Origin of the sequence: Jiangella muralis (assembly GCF_001270745.1) — a bacterium.
GTDB lineage: Bacteria > Actinomycetota > Actinomycetes > Jiangellales > Jiangellaceae > Jiangella > Jiangella muralis.
Window position 1 is genome coordinate 202,394 of sequence record NZ_KQ434754.1, and the last position, 13,684, is coordinate 216,077.

Genomic DNA, 13,684 nt, shown 5'->3' on the forward strand with positions numbered 1-13,684 from the left:
CGGGCCGTGGCCGCGTCGAGCCAGGCGTGCGGCGTGGCTTGGTCAGCCGGCGGCGTCGCGGGCGTGGCGGGTCGGTTCGGGAGCCGGGCGGGCGATCGCACGATGCTGTGACGGCGTCAGCCCGCGGCGTCGCTTGAACGCGGCGCTGAGCGCGAACGCGCTCCCGTACCCGACCTGCCGGGCGATGCCCTCGACCGTCGCGTCGGTCTCGCGCAGCAGGTCGGCGGCGATGGACAGGCGCCAGCCGGCGAGGTAGCTCATCGGCGGTTCGCCCACGCGGGCGGCGAAGTCGCGGGCTAGCAGGGCCCGGGACACCCCCGTCGCGGCGGCGAGCGAGCCGACCGTCCACCCGCGCCCGGGATCGTCGTGGAGGAGGCGGAGCGCCCGGCTGACCGGCGAGTCGTCCAGCCGGGAGTACCAGTGCGGCGCGGACGCGTGTGGCCGGTCGAACCAGCCGCGCAGTGTCGAGATCAGCATGAGGTCGAGCAGCCGGTCGAGCACGGCCTGCTGACCCGGCCGGTCGGCGGCGATCTCGTCGGCGACGAGGTCCAGCAGCGGGCACGCGCAGTCGTCCTCGGCGATCACCAGCACCCGCGGCAGCGCGTCGAGCAGCCGCTCACTTATCCCGGCCGCACCGTCGTAGCTCCCGGTCAGGACGACGGTCTCCCTGGCGGTTCCCGGGTCGCAGGTCCGCCCCACGGCGCCGGCTCGCGCGCTCCTGGCGCAATAGTCGGCCAGCGCAACGGCGTCGTCGGGGCGGGCGGTGGGATCGGCGGCGACGGTGAACGGCTCGGGTCCGCGGACGACGGCGATGTCGCCGGCGCCGACCTGCACGGGGTCGCCGTCGGGCGGCTGCAGCCAGGCTGTCCCGTCGAGGACGGCGAGCAGCGTCAGCTCGGCGCCCGTCGAGAACCGCACCGACCAGCGCGAGTCGAGCACCGTCCGCCCGATCAGCGCGCCGCTCGCCCGCACGCCGTCGAGCAGGTCGGTGAGAGGATCCATCTCATCACCGTAGACGACACCGCATGCATTGGAGCGCCTGGACCATTCATCGTCCATCGACGCCGAGGTTGGCTGGCGGTATGACGATTCTCCTCACCGGCGCCACCGGCAAGGTCGGCCGCCGGGTCGCCGCCCGCCTCGACGAACTCCGGGTTCCGTACCGCGCGGCCAGCCGCACCAGTGCGACGCCGTTCGACTGGACCGACGAGACCAGCTGGCCGGCCGCGCTCGACGGCGTGCGTTCGGCGTTCGTGGTCCCGTACGACGCCGCGCTGGTCACGCGCCCGTTCATCGACGCCGCGATCAAGAGCGGGGTGGAACGGATCGTGCTGCTCTCCGGCCGCGGCGTCGACGTGCGCGACTACCTGCCGCCGCACCTGACGGAGGGCAACGCGCACGCAGACGGCGAGGCGGCGCTGCGCCCGGCCGCGGTCGAGTGGACCATCCTGCGGCCGGGCTGGTTCGCACAGAACTTCAGTGAGGGCTTCTTCCGCGACTCGGTGCTGGCCGGCGAGCTGCGGCTGCCCGCCGGCGACGGCGCCGCGAGCTATGTCGACGCCGACGACATCGCGGCGGTCGCCGTCGCGGCGCTGACCGAGGACGGCCACGTCGGGCAGACCTACGAGTTGTCCGGCCCGCGCGCGGTCACGATGGCCGAGGTGGCCGCCGAGATCGCGGCGGCGTCCGGCCGCGACGTCCGCTACACCCACGTCGACCACGACGAGCTCGCGCGCGAGCTGGTGAACGAGGGCTGGCCAGCTGCCGACGCCGACGAGTACCTGCACCTCATCGGTGCGATCCGCCGCGGCATCGACGCCTACCTGTCCGACGGGGTGGAACGCGCCGTCGGCCGGCCGCCGCGCGACTTCCGCGACGTCGTCCAGGAGGCCGCGGCCGCCGGGGCGTGGTCCTGACGCCGGCGGGCCGGCACGCGCCCGTCCGACGCGCCGTACAGCCGACGCCGGGCCCGTGACACGAGGGTGCCGACCCAGTCGGGCGAACGGGGTCGGCACGTCGGGCACGGCGAGGCGTTCTTGACGGCGGTCGGGTAGGTACGGCCACCCGGTCGTCACCCCGCGGCCGGCGTTGTGGCCGCGACAGGCGCCCGGGTCGTGGCCGCCGTTCCGGAGCCGGTCTCGCTGCGTGGCAGGTGTGACCCGCCCCGTTCGGGTCGAGGACGCGCACCGCCATCGCGGCGTCCTTCTACCCGTCCTCGCCCATCCGGCCCGGGCCCGAGCGGCCAGAATGCGCGAAACCCCAGGCCGACGGCCTGGGGCTCGGTGTGCGCGCCCGAAGGGACTCGAACCCCTAACCTTCTGGTTAGGAGCCACCACAGAGATTGACCAGCCACAATACGCACAGCCGATGCTGGTACCGGCCGCCGCGTCCACGGACTGGTCAGTAGTGTCACGACACGACGGCGATGTCATCACGCTTCGGCCAACCAGGTTTAGCAGGGCTGTCGCATGATCCCGGAACGGGATATTGCATTGCGCGTGACTAGCCCATTTTCCCCGGAATGGGCGGTTGCGATCGATTCGTTCGCGACCGCTCTACGCGCCGCCGGCGCACCCAAGACAACCATCGACACCCGCACCGCCCACGTCAAGCGGCTCGCGCGCGTGTTCTCCCCGACAGGGCCGTGGGAGATCACCGACGACGAGCTGATCCGCTGGGTCGGTGGCGAACGCTGGGCGGCGGAGACCCGCCGCAGCTACTACGCCTCGTTCAGGAAGTTCTACGGCTGGGCGTACGGCACCGCCCGCACGACGGCGAACCCGGCGCTCGCGCTGCCGAGCGTCGCGCCCGGCCAGCCCAGCCCGCGGCCGACACCGGACCGCGTCTACAAGGAAACGCTGCTAGCGGCGAGCCGCCGCGAGCGGCTGATGGTGCGGCTCGCTGAGGAGCAGGGCCTACGCCGCGGTGAGGTCGCGGTTGCCCACTCCGACGACCTCATAGAGGACCTGACCGGCTGGTCGCTGCTGGTGCACGGCAAGGGTGGCAAGACCCGCGTCGTGCCGCTGCTGGACACCGTCGCCGCCGAGCTGCTGATGCTCGGCCCGGGTTACTTCTTCCCCGGCCACGTCGACGGCCACCTGTCGCCGCGCTGGGTCGGCAAGCTGCTCGCGCGGCTCATGCCCGGCAAGTGGACGATGCACTCGCTGCGGCACCGGTTCGCGAGCAAGGCGTACGCGGCCGGCGACGACCTGTTCGCGCTCCAAGACGTGCTCGGCCACGCCAGCCCCAACACGACCCGCCGGTACGTCCACGTGCCCGACGACCGTCGACGGCGGCTGGTGCACGCCGCCGCCGGCGTGCCGGTGCGGCGCCGCGAGCCGGGCGAGCTGGCGGCATGAGGGGACCGGGGGCGATGACGACCAGCCGATCAGCCGCGCCGGGCGGCCTCGAACCGCTCGACCACGACGGCCAGCGACGACCCCAGCGCCTCGGCCACGTGCGCCAGCTCGACCACGTCGAGCCGGCGTTCCCCGGACTCGTACTTGGATACGAACGATTGGTGCGCGCCGAGCCGACCGGCGACGTCGTACTGGGTCAGTCCGGCCTCGCGCCGCAGCTGCCGCAGCACCGCGCACAGGTGCTCGTACTCGGCCGAGCGCCGCGACTTCTCCACGGGGTGAACTCGACCGGCTCACCTCGCGATATCCCAAACCAGGATCATGATCAGTGTGCCGCCGCGCGGCCCGCGTGAGAGGACCAAAACCATGACCACCACGACCGAAGCCGTCGCGACCGACGTCAAGCGCCCGATCGGTGCCCGTGAGGTCCAAGCCGTCGCCGACATCCTCGACACGCACCGGGAACTGGCGCCGCCGACCTACCTGACGATCGGCCGGCACAGCGAGCACCTCGGCGGCAACGTCTACGCCAGCTGGACCGTCGAGAGCCGCGAGGACATCGCCGCCTGGGCCGCCATGCTCGGCGTCCGCGTCTATGAGTACATGACCGGCCCCGGGTGCTCCGTGCGCGCCACCGTCACCGTCGACGGCCTCGACATCGAGCTGGGGCTGCTCTGTCCCGGCGGGCAGGACCAATGAGCGCCCGCGGCGACCACGCCGAGTACGTCGCGTTCGCGCGGCGGGTGCTACGCGCACTGGGCCGGCGCATGGCGGCGTCCGACCCCGAAGACCTGGTCGAGCTGCTCGCGCTGTCACGCGACGTCGACGCCGCGATCGTGCAGGCCATCGTCGGGTTGCGCGACGCCGGATTCTCCTGGGCAGAGATCGCTGTAGCCACCGGGACCACGCGGCAGGCCGCCCATAAGCGGTGGGCCGCGGACGTCGATCGGCTGTCAACCGCGAGTTGACGCCGATGACCAAGCGGCGACAGAGGGGAGGTCCCGCGTTTCCCGACCGTGAACGAGCGGACCCGCCGGGTGCTACCAACACGCCGGCGGGTCCTTGATCCACCCACCTGCCTACACAGGAGGACAGACCCATGCCAGACCCTACCCACCACCCGATGGTCCAGCTGGTCGACCTCGTGCTGGACGACCTCGACCGCGTGCGCGGCCAGCTCGACGGCGCCCGGGTCACGCTCGCCGCGGCGGCCGAGACCGTCGACGCCCAGCGCATCGGCCTGACGGCGCTGCGCGAGCAGCTCGCCAAGACGCCGGCGGCGGCACGATGAGCGCCGGACACCTCTGGTGGGCGCAGCGGACCACGAGATGGGCCGTCGACGTCGACGGCTCCCGCATCGGCCCGGACGGCGCCCGCACCGTCGCGCCGGCGCTCGACGTGATCGCGGACGCTGAGATCGTCACCACGGACCCGATCGCCACCGCGGCCGCAGGCCGCGACCTGCGAGCCGCCTCCGACGTGGTCGCCGGGATCGCACGGCGTGGCCTCGCCGACGAGACGGGCGGTGGCGGCCATGCTGCGTGACCCTAAGTTCCTCGCCTTGGTCGTGCTCGCCGTGCTGCTGGCGTTCGTCGTCGCCGTGCTGCTCGTCGACCGCCAGGTGATCGACGCACCGATCCGCTACTGACCGAACGCACGACGGTCCGGCACCGTGGAGGTGCCGGACCGCTCGCTCTGTGTACCCCATCCACCATCCCAGGCCCCCGCGCAACGTTCCACGCGTCCGGCCTCTCGCGGCGGGACGCTACCAGATAATCCCAATTTGGGATACCGTTCACCGTCGCGCCGCCGTATCAACTGTCCGGGGAGTGTGCTAGATGACGATCATGACGAAACCCACGCCGAGCCGACCGACGGCCGGGCAGCGCCCGCCGATCGTCCTGCTGCTGGCGCTCGCCCTCGCAGCTGTCGCTCTGGTCGTCGTCCCGATCGTCGTCCTCGAGCAGCGCGACGCCCGCGGAGACCGCGAGACGCAACAGGAGGTCGAGCAGCTCGACGACGCGCTCTGCTACCCGGGCGAGCCTGGCTGCTGAGACTCGGCGTCAACCTCACCGCCGCAGCAATGGCGCATGGTGCCAGCAGCGGACCTACGGAATGGATGGCCGGAGAGCGGGTCCTCAAGCCTGCGGAGACCCGGCCAGCGCCGAGCGGAGCCCCGTCACCCTTCGTGGTGGCGGGGCTCCGTCGGTGGTCAGGCGCCGCCGCCGATGAGCGACCCGATCGCGGACCCGCCGGCCGCGGCGAGCCCGGCGGCCAGCCACACGGCCTTCTCCAGGCGACGAATGCGGGACTCGTGGTCGGCGACCTTCGGGACGAGATTCTCCCGCAGCAGCGTGTGGATCTCCACGATGCGATCGTGGTCGGAGGTGATCGCGTCGTCGCTCACGGGGTCGCCTCCGGGCCGGCGGTGCACTCCGGGTCGAGCATCGCGAAGCCGAACTTGTCCCGCTCCGCCTCGTGCTCGAACCCGTCGACGTGCACGCACATCGGCACGCCGCCGGCGCTGCCGAGCCCGACGATCCTCGTCTCGGTCGTCTCCTCATCGGTCATGCTGCGAAGTACACCCCTCCCACGCTGATGACGTCTCCGGCCGTCCACGGCGCGCCCATCGGTGGCGTGGCGTTGACGCTCAGGCCGTCACCGAACAGGTTGAAGGCGATGCTGCTCGACATGCGACACACGAGCGTTGTTCGACCGGTCACACTCGTCCCGCGACCGACGTATCCGGCGCCGACGTTCATCCACTGCGCGCCCGTGACCTCAGTAGGCAGGTCGGACGTGAAGGTGCCGCTGATGGTCGACGTCGACCCGAACACCCACTTCCACTGCCAGGCGACCAGATCACCGAGCCGTGCCCAGTAGGCGTTCACCGCGCCGTTGCCCACCGTGGCGTTGGTGAAGGTCGGCGTCCAGCTCGACGCGTTGCCCTGCGCCTCGAGTGCGGTGAGGCGGGCACGGTCGTTGGCGATCTCGTCCGAGGTCGCCTCCTGGCCCAGGTTGAGCAGGTCGGAGAACGGCGAGGCGAGGTCGGTCTCGTCGTAGATGTAGATGCCGTTCGCGTCGGGGGAGCCGGGCACGTCAGGCCTCCCTCAGGCACAGGATGACGATCTTGGACAGGATGCTGTTGTACGGGCCGGCCGCGTTGTGGGCACGCAGGAACACGTTCTCCGAGTTCGCCGGCTCGTTGTCCGCCCGCGCCGTGCACACGACCAGGCCGCCGGCTGCGGTGAGGAGCCCCTGAACGATGACCTCGGTCGGCGTGAACGGTGCGCCGTGCGGCTCGACGGCCTGGCCGTCGTCGAAGTCGACGTCGAGCAGGGTGGTGAAGTGCACCCGGTAGCCGATGTACTCCGGCCAGATGTCGCCGATGGACGCGAACACCCGGTTCTCGTTGTCGACGACCAGGATGCGCAAGGTGCTCGGCCGGGGCCCCGACTCGTGCTCGGTGTCGAACAGGTCGGCGCGCCCGGTGCCGCCGCGCTTCACGGGCAGCGTGCCGCTGGTGATCTGGTCGGCGCGGTGGGTGCCAGACGTGCGGTGCCGGGCGAGGTAGTCCCGGCTGACGTTGATCTCGTCGTACGCCTGCCGGATGTCCTCCGAGCCCGCGACGGTGTCGTAGCCGACCGCGGCGGCGTCGTCGCCGTTGGCCATTCGTCAGCCCTCCCAGGCGTACTCGTCGTACGACACCCCGGCCGGGACGTCGTCGTAGCTCACCCCGGGCGGGGTGTACAGGTAGCTGTTCACGGTGATGCCGAGCAGGTCCCGCGTGCGCACGGTCATGACGTCGTCGGGCTGCGACCAGGACACCGCTGCGACGGCGCCGGCCTGGAGGCTGCCGTCGGGCATCGTCATCAGGAATGGCTGGTATGGCCGCACGCTGTAGTCCGAGACGCCGCCCAGGCCGAGCACGCGGCCGAGCGCCCGGGCGCGGCGCAGGATGCCGCGGGCCAGCCCGGCGCCGGGGTATGGGCGCTCGACGGTGCGGGTGATGGTGCGGGTGCCGGCGACGCCGGCGGCGTCGTAGCGGGTGCGGCGCTGCCCGGTACCGGCGTCGTCCCACTCGTAGGTGACGACGGCGCTGTCACCCCAGCCGGCGCTCTCGCGGGACAGGGCGTCGGTGAGGTCGGTTGCGGTGAGCGGTGAGGCGGCGAGCTGGCCGGGCACGATCAGCACCTCGGGGTCCTCGAGGTGCCAGGCGCCGCGCTCGTCGCACCACAGCCGCAGGCTGGCGATGCCGATGATGCCGGACAGGTAGTCCCAGGCGCCCTCGCCGGGCTGCCATGGCAGCGCGTCGGTCTCGACGAGCTCGCCGCCCGTGGAGCCGGCGGGCAGCGCGACGCCGAGCACGTGGCCGAGGACCATGTTCACGCAGTCGCGGATGGTCGACCCGGACGGTGTCATCGCCGTGGTGGCGGTCAGTGCGTAGTCCATCAGCAGCGCGTCGGCCGATGCGGCGACCAGCTCGACGGTGACGGCGGCGTGGTCGACGTTCCGGTCCCGCAGGTGGAGGTTGGCGCGGACGCGTGTCGACGGCTGCCAGCCGCCGGGGTTGAACGGCTCGCCGTACTCGGCGGTGAACGAGGCCAGGTTGAGCCGGCCGTACCGGAACATGGCGTCGTCGACGTAGGCGTGCGGGTTGGTCCCGGACAGACGGATCTCCAGCCGGGCGAACCGGTAGTTCTCGGCCTCGCTGGCGCTGGGGACGTTGAGCACCGAGCGGAGGCGATGCCACTGCCCGGCTGCGGGGTTGGCGGTCGCCGTCCCGACCCACTCGTACTCGACCTGATCGGCGTCGTAGAAGTAGGTGCGCAGGCTGGCCAGCGTGAGAGCCGTAGTGGGGTAGATCCACGCCTCCCGGTACCAGCGCACCAGCGTGTCGATCGGGAACATCTCGCTGGTCCACGCGGCTGCCAGCACGCCAGTGCCGGTGCCGGTGATCTCCATCGCGTAGGTGCCGGTGTGGGCTTGCGCGTCGCTGCGGGCAAGCGCCGAGGCGGCGGTGTCGTTCGGGCTCGGCGACCACTCGCTGACGCCGTACTCGAAAGACGGGTCGTCCGGGCCGATGACGGTGGGCGCGATCGCCATGTCGGCGAGCGTCTGGCCGGCGTAGTCGGTGGACAGGTCGGACAGCGGGCGGCCGTACCCGAACGCCTGCGTCATGGCCACGTGGACTCGCTGCGGCGGGCTGGTGCGCGGGTCGAGGGTGAGGACGGGCGAGGCCCGGTACAGCTGCACGCCGTCCTGGCGCAGCTGGTCACCGATCTCGTAGCCGGCGGCGGCCCGCGTCTCGACGTGCACGTGGATGTACTCCGGCCGCGCCGGCGCGGCGAACTCGACCTCGATGTGCTGCCATTGCCCAGCCGGGACGTCGCTGACGGTGACCCGCCCGACCTCGGAGAACCAGCCGCCCTCGCGGACCAGCTCGACGTACATGGTGACCGTGAGCAGGTCGACGTCAGCCAGCACGCGGGTGGCGGCGGTGTAGGAGTAGAGCCCCTGCACCGGCACGTACTGGAAGCTGGTGCGGGAGTGCGGCAGAGCCGACGAAGGCGCCGTCCAGGTCGTCACCCACTGGCCGTCGACGAGCACGGTGTCGGCCGGGCCTGGAACGCCGTGAGGGTTGAACCACCAGGACTCCGGGTCCTGCGCGAAAACGTCCCGGGCGCCGAACTGTCCGTGCCCGTTCGTGGTGACGTCGCGGTCGCGGTTGTCGATCGGGAGGGTTGCGCGCAGGAGCGCGTACGGCACACGGTCCTCGTCGAGGTCCAGCGAGATGGTGTCCGGCTCGAAGGTGAACCCGGCGACCTGCAGCCGGTTGATGTGGGTGGAGGCGGTCACGGGGTCACCTCCGTGAAGTCGGCCGTGACCACCCAGCGGGTGAGGGTCTGCGTGTCCAGCTCGGTCGTGATCGTGCCCGACACCACGTAGGCGCCAGCGACCGTTGTCAGGTCGTCATCGGCCAGCGTCAGCACGACCCCCCGGGCGTGCAGCTGCTCCATAGCCGCCGCGGCGGCCTCGTCGGCGCACAGGATCCGCAGCGTCCCCGTACGCAGTGCGTGCGGGCGCAGCGTGACGTCCGGGTCGGGCCGGCCGATCAGCTGGTGCACGCGGGTGCGGGCCTCGCGGGTCGGGGACCAGCCGAGCACCAGCAGCGGCGTCAGGGTGGTGGTGCCGTCGGAGATCGTCGTCATACCGGCTGCCTCCCGTTGACCCGGCCCTGAATGTCCAGGTAGACCGTTCGCTTCTCGATGCCGGAGATCCACCGCTCAACCTGCGCGTCGTCCACACCGGGGATGCGGACGCTCGGCCCGTTGACGGTCTCGGGCAGGGTGCGGCCCAGGCCGTCGATGAAGCCCTGACCCTCGGCCTGCCCCATCCGCGAGCCGGTGGTCTGCAGCTTGTTCAGCGCCTCCTGCCGCGCCTCCGGCGGCGTGTTGATCAGCGTGTCCAGCACCTCGTGCTTCTGCTCGCCGAACTGCTCCAGGCCGAGCATCTGCTCGCGGGTGAGGTTGGCCTGCGCCCAGGTCCAGTTCTCGATCTTCGTGGTCTGGTCGGCGATCATCTGGTCAAGGCTGGCGTTCAGTTCACCGATGGTGATCTCGTTGTCCTCGGAGATCTTGGTGAAGTGCTCCTGCCACGCGCTGGTGACCTGGGTCACGTCGTCGGCGATGGCCTGGTCGGCGGCCAGCGCGGCATCGACGCGGCCCTGCTGCGCCTCCTCCTCGGCCTGCTTGTTCGCCTCACGCGCGGCGGCGAGCCGTTCGTCGTGGGCGCCGCGGGCCTCCTCGATCTGGGCGTTGGTCTCCTCGGTCTTGCGGGCGCGTTCCTCGTCGTCGGCGATCGCCTGCGCGGCCTGGTCGTGCCGCTCGGTCGCGGCCTTCTCCTGTGCCGTCTGCTCCGCGCCCAGCAGCTCGAGGCGTTCCTCGGCGATGGAGATCTGCCGGGCCCGCTCGCGGCCCTCGCCGCGCAGCACGCCGAGCACGCTGATGTCGCGGTCCTTGGCCAGCTGCAGTTCCTGCTCGGCCAGCTCGATGGCCCGCTCCCGCGCCGCCGGGTCACCGGCAACACCGGCGAGGAAGTCGCGGAAGTCGACCTCGGACAGGCCCTTGGCGGCGTCAGCGAGCTTGTCGAGGTTCACCGCGGCGGGGTCGGTCTCTGTGACGATCTCCCGCATCCGCTCGGCGACGACGCTCAGCGCAGACTCGCCGTCGACCTTCACCGCGAGGAAGCCGTCGCGGATCTCGCCGACCCGGTCGCGCAGCTGCTGCGCGCGCTCCTTGGCCTTGTCGAACGCCGACGTCGCTAGGCCGATGCCAGCCGCGATACCCAGCCCGGCGGCGGCACCGGCCGGGCCGAAGCCGGCGAAGGCGTTGGCGGCGATCTCCTGGAACGCGTCGGTGATCGACGCGGCGCTGCCGTCGAAGCTGGCGGCTGATTCGCGGGCGGTGGAGTTGGCCTCGTCGCGGAACTCCGACGCGCCCTCCTTGGCCTTGTCGAACCCGTCGGCGGTGTCGTCGCCGACGCGCCGGCCAGCGTCGCGGGACTCCTTCTTCACCGAGTCGAACGCCTCGCGGAAGCTGCTCTCCATCCGCTCGGCCGCGGACTCGGCCTCGCGCCCGGCCTCCTTCGCGTCCTCGCCGACACGCTCCAGCCCGTCGGACTTGCCGACGTCGTCGAGTGCCCGCTCGGCGTCGCGGGCGCCGTCCTCGATGCCGTCGGACAGGGCGCGGCCGGCATCGTCCCCGGCCCCCTGCGCCTCCCGCGACAGGTCGTCGAGGCTGTCGGCGACGTCGTCGAGCGCACGCTCCACGTCGGAGGTGCCCTTGATGAAGGCGGAGACGTCGGAGACGATCGGGATGCTGATCGGCCGAGCCATCTCACTGCCTCCCTTCGGCTGCCTCGTGCACTCTCCGGACCACGGTCTGCACCCACAGCGACGCCAGCCGCGGCCCGATCTCGGCGGCGGCCGGGTATGCCACGCGCCCATTCGGCGCCCGCGCCGGTAGCTGTGCTGTGGTGTTCCGGGTGACCTGGTGGGTTCCACCCGATCTGCGGTTCCGGCGGTTGTAGGTGGTCTTCCGGCTGCGATTGGAGCCGAACTCGAAGCCTGACCAGCCCGCCACTGGGATCAGCCCGCCGGCCAGTGCCCGCCGCGACGACGCGGCGATCATCACCGGCGGGTTGCCGCCCTTGATCCGTGCGCCCTTGGCGATGACCCGGGTGTCCATCGCGCTGGTCGCGTTCCGGTCGACCAGCTGCTTCCACACCGGGTTCATCACCTTGACCGTGTCGCGTCGGAGGTCGCGAGCCAGGCCGCGCTCCATCGCCTTCATGGCGAGGACGACGGCCTGCAGCTCGCGGTGGTCTCCGACGCGCAGCATGGTCAGGTGGTCTGCAGCCAGGCGACGGTGCCGTTGATGACGACGTTGCTGCGGCCGGGCGCGACGGGCACGGTGCCGCCGGAGGTGCCGGCGGTGAGCGCCCGCAGGACCACGGTGCCGCTGGAGATGCTGACCCGGTCGCCCACCGCGTACACGGTCGTCGCCGCCCAGGCGGTCGGTGCCGGCGACGGGTCGACCAGGGTCGGGCGGCCCTGCACGCCGCACGCCACCGACGCGGTGGCGTAGGCGTTGCCGGCGCCACCGATGGCCGGGGACACGAGCGTCAGCTGCACCTCGAACGTCGGCCCGGACCCGGACTTCGGCTTGAACGTCACAGCCTTCGTGGAGCCGGCGTTCTGGAACAGGTAGCGGGCCAGCGAGTCGGGGGTCTCCCAGTCCTGCGCGATCTCCAACGTCCCGGTCCACGTCTCCGACCCGGGGTCGGTGAACACCGCCGTCGGCGTCAGGCCGCGCCACTCCTGCGCGCTGTTCGCCGGGGTGAACGTCACCGCGCTGACGTGTGCCTCGTAGTTGTCGACCTCGATGCCCAGGAGCACGTCCTTGAGCACGAACGGCGCGACGGGGATGGTCGTCATCAGGGTGTCTCCTTCGGGGTGTAGCACTCGGCGGTGATCGCCATGCCGGGGTACTGCTGGTTGCCGTTGACGGTGCGGTCGGCCTTGGTCCAGGTGAGGCCGCCGAAGTCCGGGTCGGTGTCGATGACGCCGAGGACGGCGGTGAACGCTTCGTCGAGGGCTTCGTCGGCGCGGGTCGGGTCGGTGATGCTGGTCATCACGCTGATGGTCAGCTCGTGGCGGCGGGCGCCCTGCGCGTTCGGGGCGGGCTCGGTGAGGGTGCGGATGACGCTGACGTAGGTCTTGCCGGTCTCTGCGGCGTCGGGCGCCCAGTCGTAGCCGCGGACGATGTAGTCCTTCGGATGCTCGGGCTCCTCGTTCAGCGCCGCGTCGAGGACGTCGGCGGCCCACTTCTGAACGCTGGTCACGACTCCTCCTCGACGGCTACGCCGAACGACGGGACGGCGCGGTTCGGGCGCAGCAGCTGCTTCACCGAGTCCGCCAGCGGGCGGACCCGGATCGCGTAGTCGCCGTCGAATCCGAGGACGTCGCCGTCACGCTGAGCGTTCGACCACGTCTCCCGGGCCTGCTGCACGACGGCCTGCTTGTACCGGGCCGGCACCGGTGCCCCGTCGGCGAGTGCCGGTGCGTACGCCGCGCACAGCTCTTGCGAGACGGCGAGCAGGTGGTCGAGCAGGGCGTCGTCCATGTCGACGGCGTCGGGCCAGATCAGCCTCGCGTCGTCCTTGTCTGCCCATTCCGTCGTCGGGCCGGTGGCGACGGTCGCCACCACGAAGTCCACCCAGTAGCCGGGCGAGCCCTCGTCGCGCATGCCCGCGCCGTTACCGGTCAGCGCCGCGGCCTCGCTCACGTTCAGGGTGTAGGTCGCCCGCACGGTCCCGTTGACCGAGCACGACAGGACCGCGCCGTCCACGGCGACGGCCAGCTCGAGCACCGCGTCGGGGTCGATGCCGGTGGAGCCGGGCGGGCCGCCGTAGACGGCCCGCTCGACGAAGGTCCCGGCCGTGCGCACGTACAGCTTGACCGCGTCCTCGGTCGCGGTCAGGACCCGTTCCCACAGCACGAAGTTGAGGGCGTCGGTGTGCAGCGCCAGCGGCCCGCACAGCTGGTCACCCGACGCCGCCGGGATGGTCTGAGTCGTTGCGGCGTACACGCCGGTGGCTCCGGTCGACGCGACGACGGCGTTGACCTCGCTGCCGCCTTTGCGTCCGCGGCCGGCCACGGTGCCCCAGCCTGTCGCGACCCATGGCTGCCCGGTGTAGGTGTTCCCGAGGGAGGGCCCGTCCGGCCGGCTGAAGTCGTCGCTGCAGAAGACCGTCACGGGTCA

20 protein-coding genes and 1 tRNA gene are annotated in these 13,684 nt (G+C 71.7%); 7 read left to right on the forward strand and 14 right to left on the reverse strand.

Annotated features, from left to right (window positions below):
* Positions 1-42 precede the first annotated feature (42 nt).
* Complete coding sequence (locus ACW62_RS09090) at positions 43-1,002, reverse strand: AraC family transcriptional regulator (RefSeq protein WP_053203781.1); 960 nt, start codon at positions 1,000-1,002, stop codon at positions 43-45.
* Between the two features lie 80 nt (positions 1,003-1,082).
* Between ACW62_RS09090 and ACW62_RS09095 the strand changes: the two genes are divergently transcribed.
* Positions 1,083-1,916: an NAD(P)H-binding protein gene (locus tag ACW62_RS09095; protein WP_053203782.1), complete on the forward strand. Its 834-nt coding sequence runs from the start codon at positions 1,083-1,085 to the stop codon at positions 1,914-1,916.
* A gap of 371 nt (positions 1,917-2,287) precedes the next feature.
* Here ACW62_RS09095 and ACW62_RS33900 read toward each other — a convergent pair.
* A tRNA-Ser gene (locus ACW62_RS33900) sits at positions 2,288-2,360 on the reverse strand.
* Positions 2,361-2,624: 264 nt separating this feature from the next.
* Between ACW62_RS33900 and ACW62_RS09100 the strand changes: the two genes are divergently transcribed.
* On the forward strand, positions 2,625-3,359 hold the full coding sequence (locus tag ACW62_RS09100; protein WP_205629239.1) for a tyrosine-type recombinase/integrase: 735 nt from the start codon (positions 2,625-2,627) through the stop codon (positions 3,357-3,359).
* Between the two features lie 29 nt (positions 3,360-3,388).
* Here the strand turns inward: ACW62_RS09100 and ACW62_RS09105 are convergent, their stop codons facing one another.
* Positions 3,389-3,634 (reverse strand): helix-turn-helix domain-containing protein, encoded by a 246-nt coding sequence (locus tag ACW62_RS09105; RefSeq protein ID WP_053203783.1) that lies wholly within the window; start codon positions 3,632-3,634, stop codon positions 3,389-3,391.
* A 91-nt stretch (positions 3,635-3,725) separates the two neighbouring features.
* Between ACW62_RS09105 and ACW62_RS09110 the strand changes: the two genes are divergently transcribed.
* The 5 genes from ACW62_RS09110 to ACW62_RS09125 all read left to right on the forward strand — a co-directional run bounded on the left by ACW62_RS09110 (position 3,726) and on the right by ACW62_RS09125 (position 5,413).
* Positions 3,726-4,058 carry a hypothetical protein gene (locus tag ACW62_RS09110; RefSeq protein ID WP_053203784.1) on the forward strand — a complete coding sequence of 111 codons (333 nt, stop codon included), beginning with the start codon at positions 3,726-3,728 and terminating at the stop codon, positions 4,056-4,058.
* On the forward strand, positions 4,055-4,327 hold the full coding sequence (locus tag ACW62_RS09115; RefSeq protein ID WP_053203785.1) for a hypothetical protein: 273 nt from the start codon (positions 4,055-4,057) through the stop codon (positions 4,325-4,327). The genes ACW62_RS09110 and ACW62_RS09115 overlap by 4 nt, the downstream gene beginning before the upstream one ends.
* A 131-nt stretch (positions 4,328-4,458) precedes the next feature.
* Complete coding sequence (locus ACW62_RS33905) at positions 4,459-4,650, forward strand: hypothetical protein (protein WP_157574561.1); 192 nt, start codon at positions 4,459-4,461, stop codon at positions 4,648-4,650.
* Positions 4,647-4,904, forward strand: coding sequence for a hypothetical protein (locus ACW62_RS09120; protein WP_053203786.1), 258 nt, complete (start codon positions 4,647-4,649; stop codon positions 4,902-4,904). Before ACW62_RS33905 ends, ACW62_RS09120 begins: the two co-directional genes overlap by 4 nt.
* A gap of 302 nt (positions 4,905-5,206) precedes the next feature.
* Positions 5,207-5,413: a hypothetical protein gene (locus ACW62_RS09125; RefSeq protein WP_157574563.1), complete on the forward strand. Its 207-nt coding sequence runs from the start codon at positions 5,207-5,209 to the stop codon at positions 5,411-5,413.
* A gap of 158 nt (positions 5,414-5,571) precedes the next feature.
* Here the strand turns inward: ACW62_RS09125 and ACW62_RS09130 are convergent, their stop codons facing one another.
* The 11 genes from ACW62_RS09130 to ACW62_RS09175 are packed head-to-tail and all read right to left on the reverse strand — an operon-like array spanning position 5,572 to position 13,678.
* The gene (locus tag ACW62_RS09130) at positions 5,572-5,766 is read right to left on the reverse strand and encodes a hypothetical protein (RefSeq protein WP_053203788.1); all 195 of its coding nucleotides are present in this window, start codon (positions 5,764-5,766) and stop codon (positions 5,572-5,574) included.
* Positions 5,763-5,930, reverse strand: a complete 168-nt coding sequence (locus ACW62_RS33910) for a hypothetical protein (protein ID WP_157574565.1) — start codon at positions 5,928-5,930, stop codon at positions 5,763-5,765. Before ACW62_RS33910 ends, ACW62_RS09130 begins: the two co-directional genes overlap by 4 nt.
* On the reverse strand, positions 5,927-6,457 hold the full coding sequence (locus tag ACW62_RS09135) for a hypothetical protein (RefSeq protein ID WP_053203789.1): 531 nt from the start codon (positions 6,455-6,457) through the stop codon (positions 5,927-5,929). The genes ACW62_RS33910 and ACW62_RS09135 overlap by 4 nt, the downstream gene beginning before the upstream one ends.
* Before the next feature lies 1 nt (position 6,458).
* Positions 6,459-7,031 carry a hypothetical protein gene (locus tag ACW62_RS09140; protein WP_053203790.1) on the reverse strand — a complete coding sequence of 191 codons (573 nt, stop codon included), beginning with the start codon at positions 7,029-7,031 and terminating at the stop codon, positions 6,459-6,461.
* 3 nt (positions 7,032-7,034) lie between these two features.
* On the reverse strand, positions 7,035-9,218 hold the full coding sequence (locus ACW62_RS09145) for a hypothetical protein (protein ID WP_053203791.1): 2,184 nt from the start codon (positions 9,216-9,218) through the stop codon (positions 7,035-7,037).
* On the reverse strand, positions 9,215-9,571 hold the full coding sequence (locus ACW62_RS09150; protein ID WP_053203792.1) for a hypothetical protein: 357 nt from the start codon (positions 9,569-9,571) through the stop codon (positions 9,215-9,217). The genes ACW62_RS09145 and ACW62_RS09150 overlap by 4 nt, the downstream gene beginning before the upstream one ends.
* Positions 9,568-11,256, reverse strand: coding sequence for a hypothetical protein (locus tag ACW62_RS09155; RefSeq protein ID WP_053203793.1), 1,689 nt, complete (start codon positions 11,254-11,256; stop codon positions 9,568-9,570). The genes ACW62_RS09150 and ACW62_RS09155 overlap by 4 nt, the downstream gene beginning before the upstream one ends.
* 1 nt (position 11,257) lies before the next feature.
* Positions 11,258-11,761, reverse strand: coding sequence for a hypothetical protein (locus tag ACW62_RS09160; protein ID WP_053203794.1), 504 nt, complete (start codon positions 11,759-11,761; stop codon positions 11,258-11,260).
* A gap of 2 nt (positions 11,762-11,763) precedes the next feature.
* A complete protein-coding gene (locus tag ACW62_RS09165; protein WP_053203795.1) occupies positions 11,764-12,357 on the reverse strand; it encodes a hypothetical protein in 594 nt (197 codons plus the stop codon).
* Positions 12,357-12,764 (reverse strand): hypothetical protein, encoded by a 408-nt coding sequence (locus tag ACW62_RS09170; protein WP_053203796.1) that lies wholly within the window; start codon positions 12,762-12,764, stop codon positions 12,357-12,359. Before ACW62_RS09170 ends, ACW62_RS09165 begins: the two co-directional genes overlap by 1 nt.
* On the reverse strand, positions 12,761-13,678 hold the full coding sequence (locus ACW62_RS09175; protein WP_053203797.1) for a head-tail connector protein: 918 nt from the start codon (positions 13,676-13,678) through the stop codon (positions 12,761-12,763). The genes ACW62_RS09170 and ACW62_RS09175 overlap by 4 nt, the downstream gene beginning before the upstream one ends.
* Positions 13,679-13,684 lie beyond the last annotated feature (6 nt).

Bases quoted from the DNA above. Each gene is read 5' to 3' on its own strand.
- ACW62_RS09160 (WP_053203794.1), bottom strand. From the start codon at position 11,761: ATGCTGCGCGTCGGAGACCACCGCGAGCTGCAGGCCGTCGTCCTCGCC.
- ACW62_RS09115 (WP_053203785.1), top strand. From the start codon at position 4,055: ATGAGCGCCCGCGGCGACCACGCCGAGTACGTCGCGTTCGCGCGGCGG.
- ACW62_RS09120 (WP_053203786.1), top strand. From the start codon at position 4,647: ATGAGCGCCGGACACCTCTGGTGGGCGCAGCGGACCACGAGATGGGCC.
- ACW62_RS09155 (WP_053203793.1), bottom strand. From the start codon at position 11,256: ATGGCTCGGCCGATCAGCATCCCGATCGTCTCCGACGTCTCCGCCTTC.
- ACW62_RS09125 (WP_157574563.1), top strand. From the start codon at position 5,207: ATGACGAAACCCACGCCGAGCCGACCGACGGCCGGGCAGCGCCCGCCG.
- ACW62_RS09110 (WP_053203784.1), top strand. From the start codon at position 3,726: ATGACCACCACGACCGAAGCCGTCGCGACCGACGTCAAGCGCCCGATC.
- ACW62_RS09150 (WP_053203792.1), bottom strand. From the start codon at position 9,571: ATGACGACGATCTCCGACGGCACCACCACCCTGACGCCGCTGCTGGTG.
- ACW62_RS33910 (WP_157574565.1), bottom strand. From the start codon at position 5,930: ATGACCGATGAGGAGACGACCGAGACGAGGATCGTCGGGCTCGGCAGC.
- ACW62_RS09095 (WP_053203782.1), top strand. From the start codon at position 1,083: ATGACGATTCTCCTCACCGGCGCCACCGGCAAGGTCGGCCGCCGGGTC.
- ACW62_RS33905 (WP_157574561.1), top strand. From the start codon at position 4,459: ATGCCAGACCCTACCCACCACCCGATGGTCCAGCTGGTCGACCTCGTG.
- ACW62_RS09140 (WP_053203790.1), bottom strand. From the start codon at position 7,031: ATGGCCAACGGCGACGACGCCGCCGCGGTCGGCTACGACACCGTCGCG.
- ACW62_RS09090 (WP_053203781.1), bottom strand. From the start codon at position 1,002: ATGGATCCTCTCACCGACCTGCTCGACGGCGTGCGGGCGAGCGGCGCG.
- ACW62_RS09165 (WP_053203795.1), bottom strand. From the start codon at position 12,357: ATGACGACCATCCCCGTCGCGCCGTTCGTGCTCAAGGACGTGCTCCTG.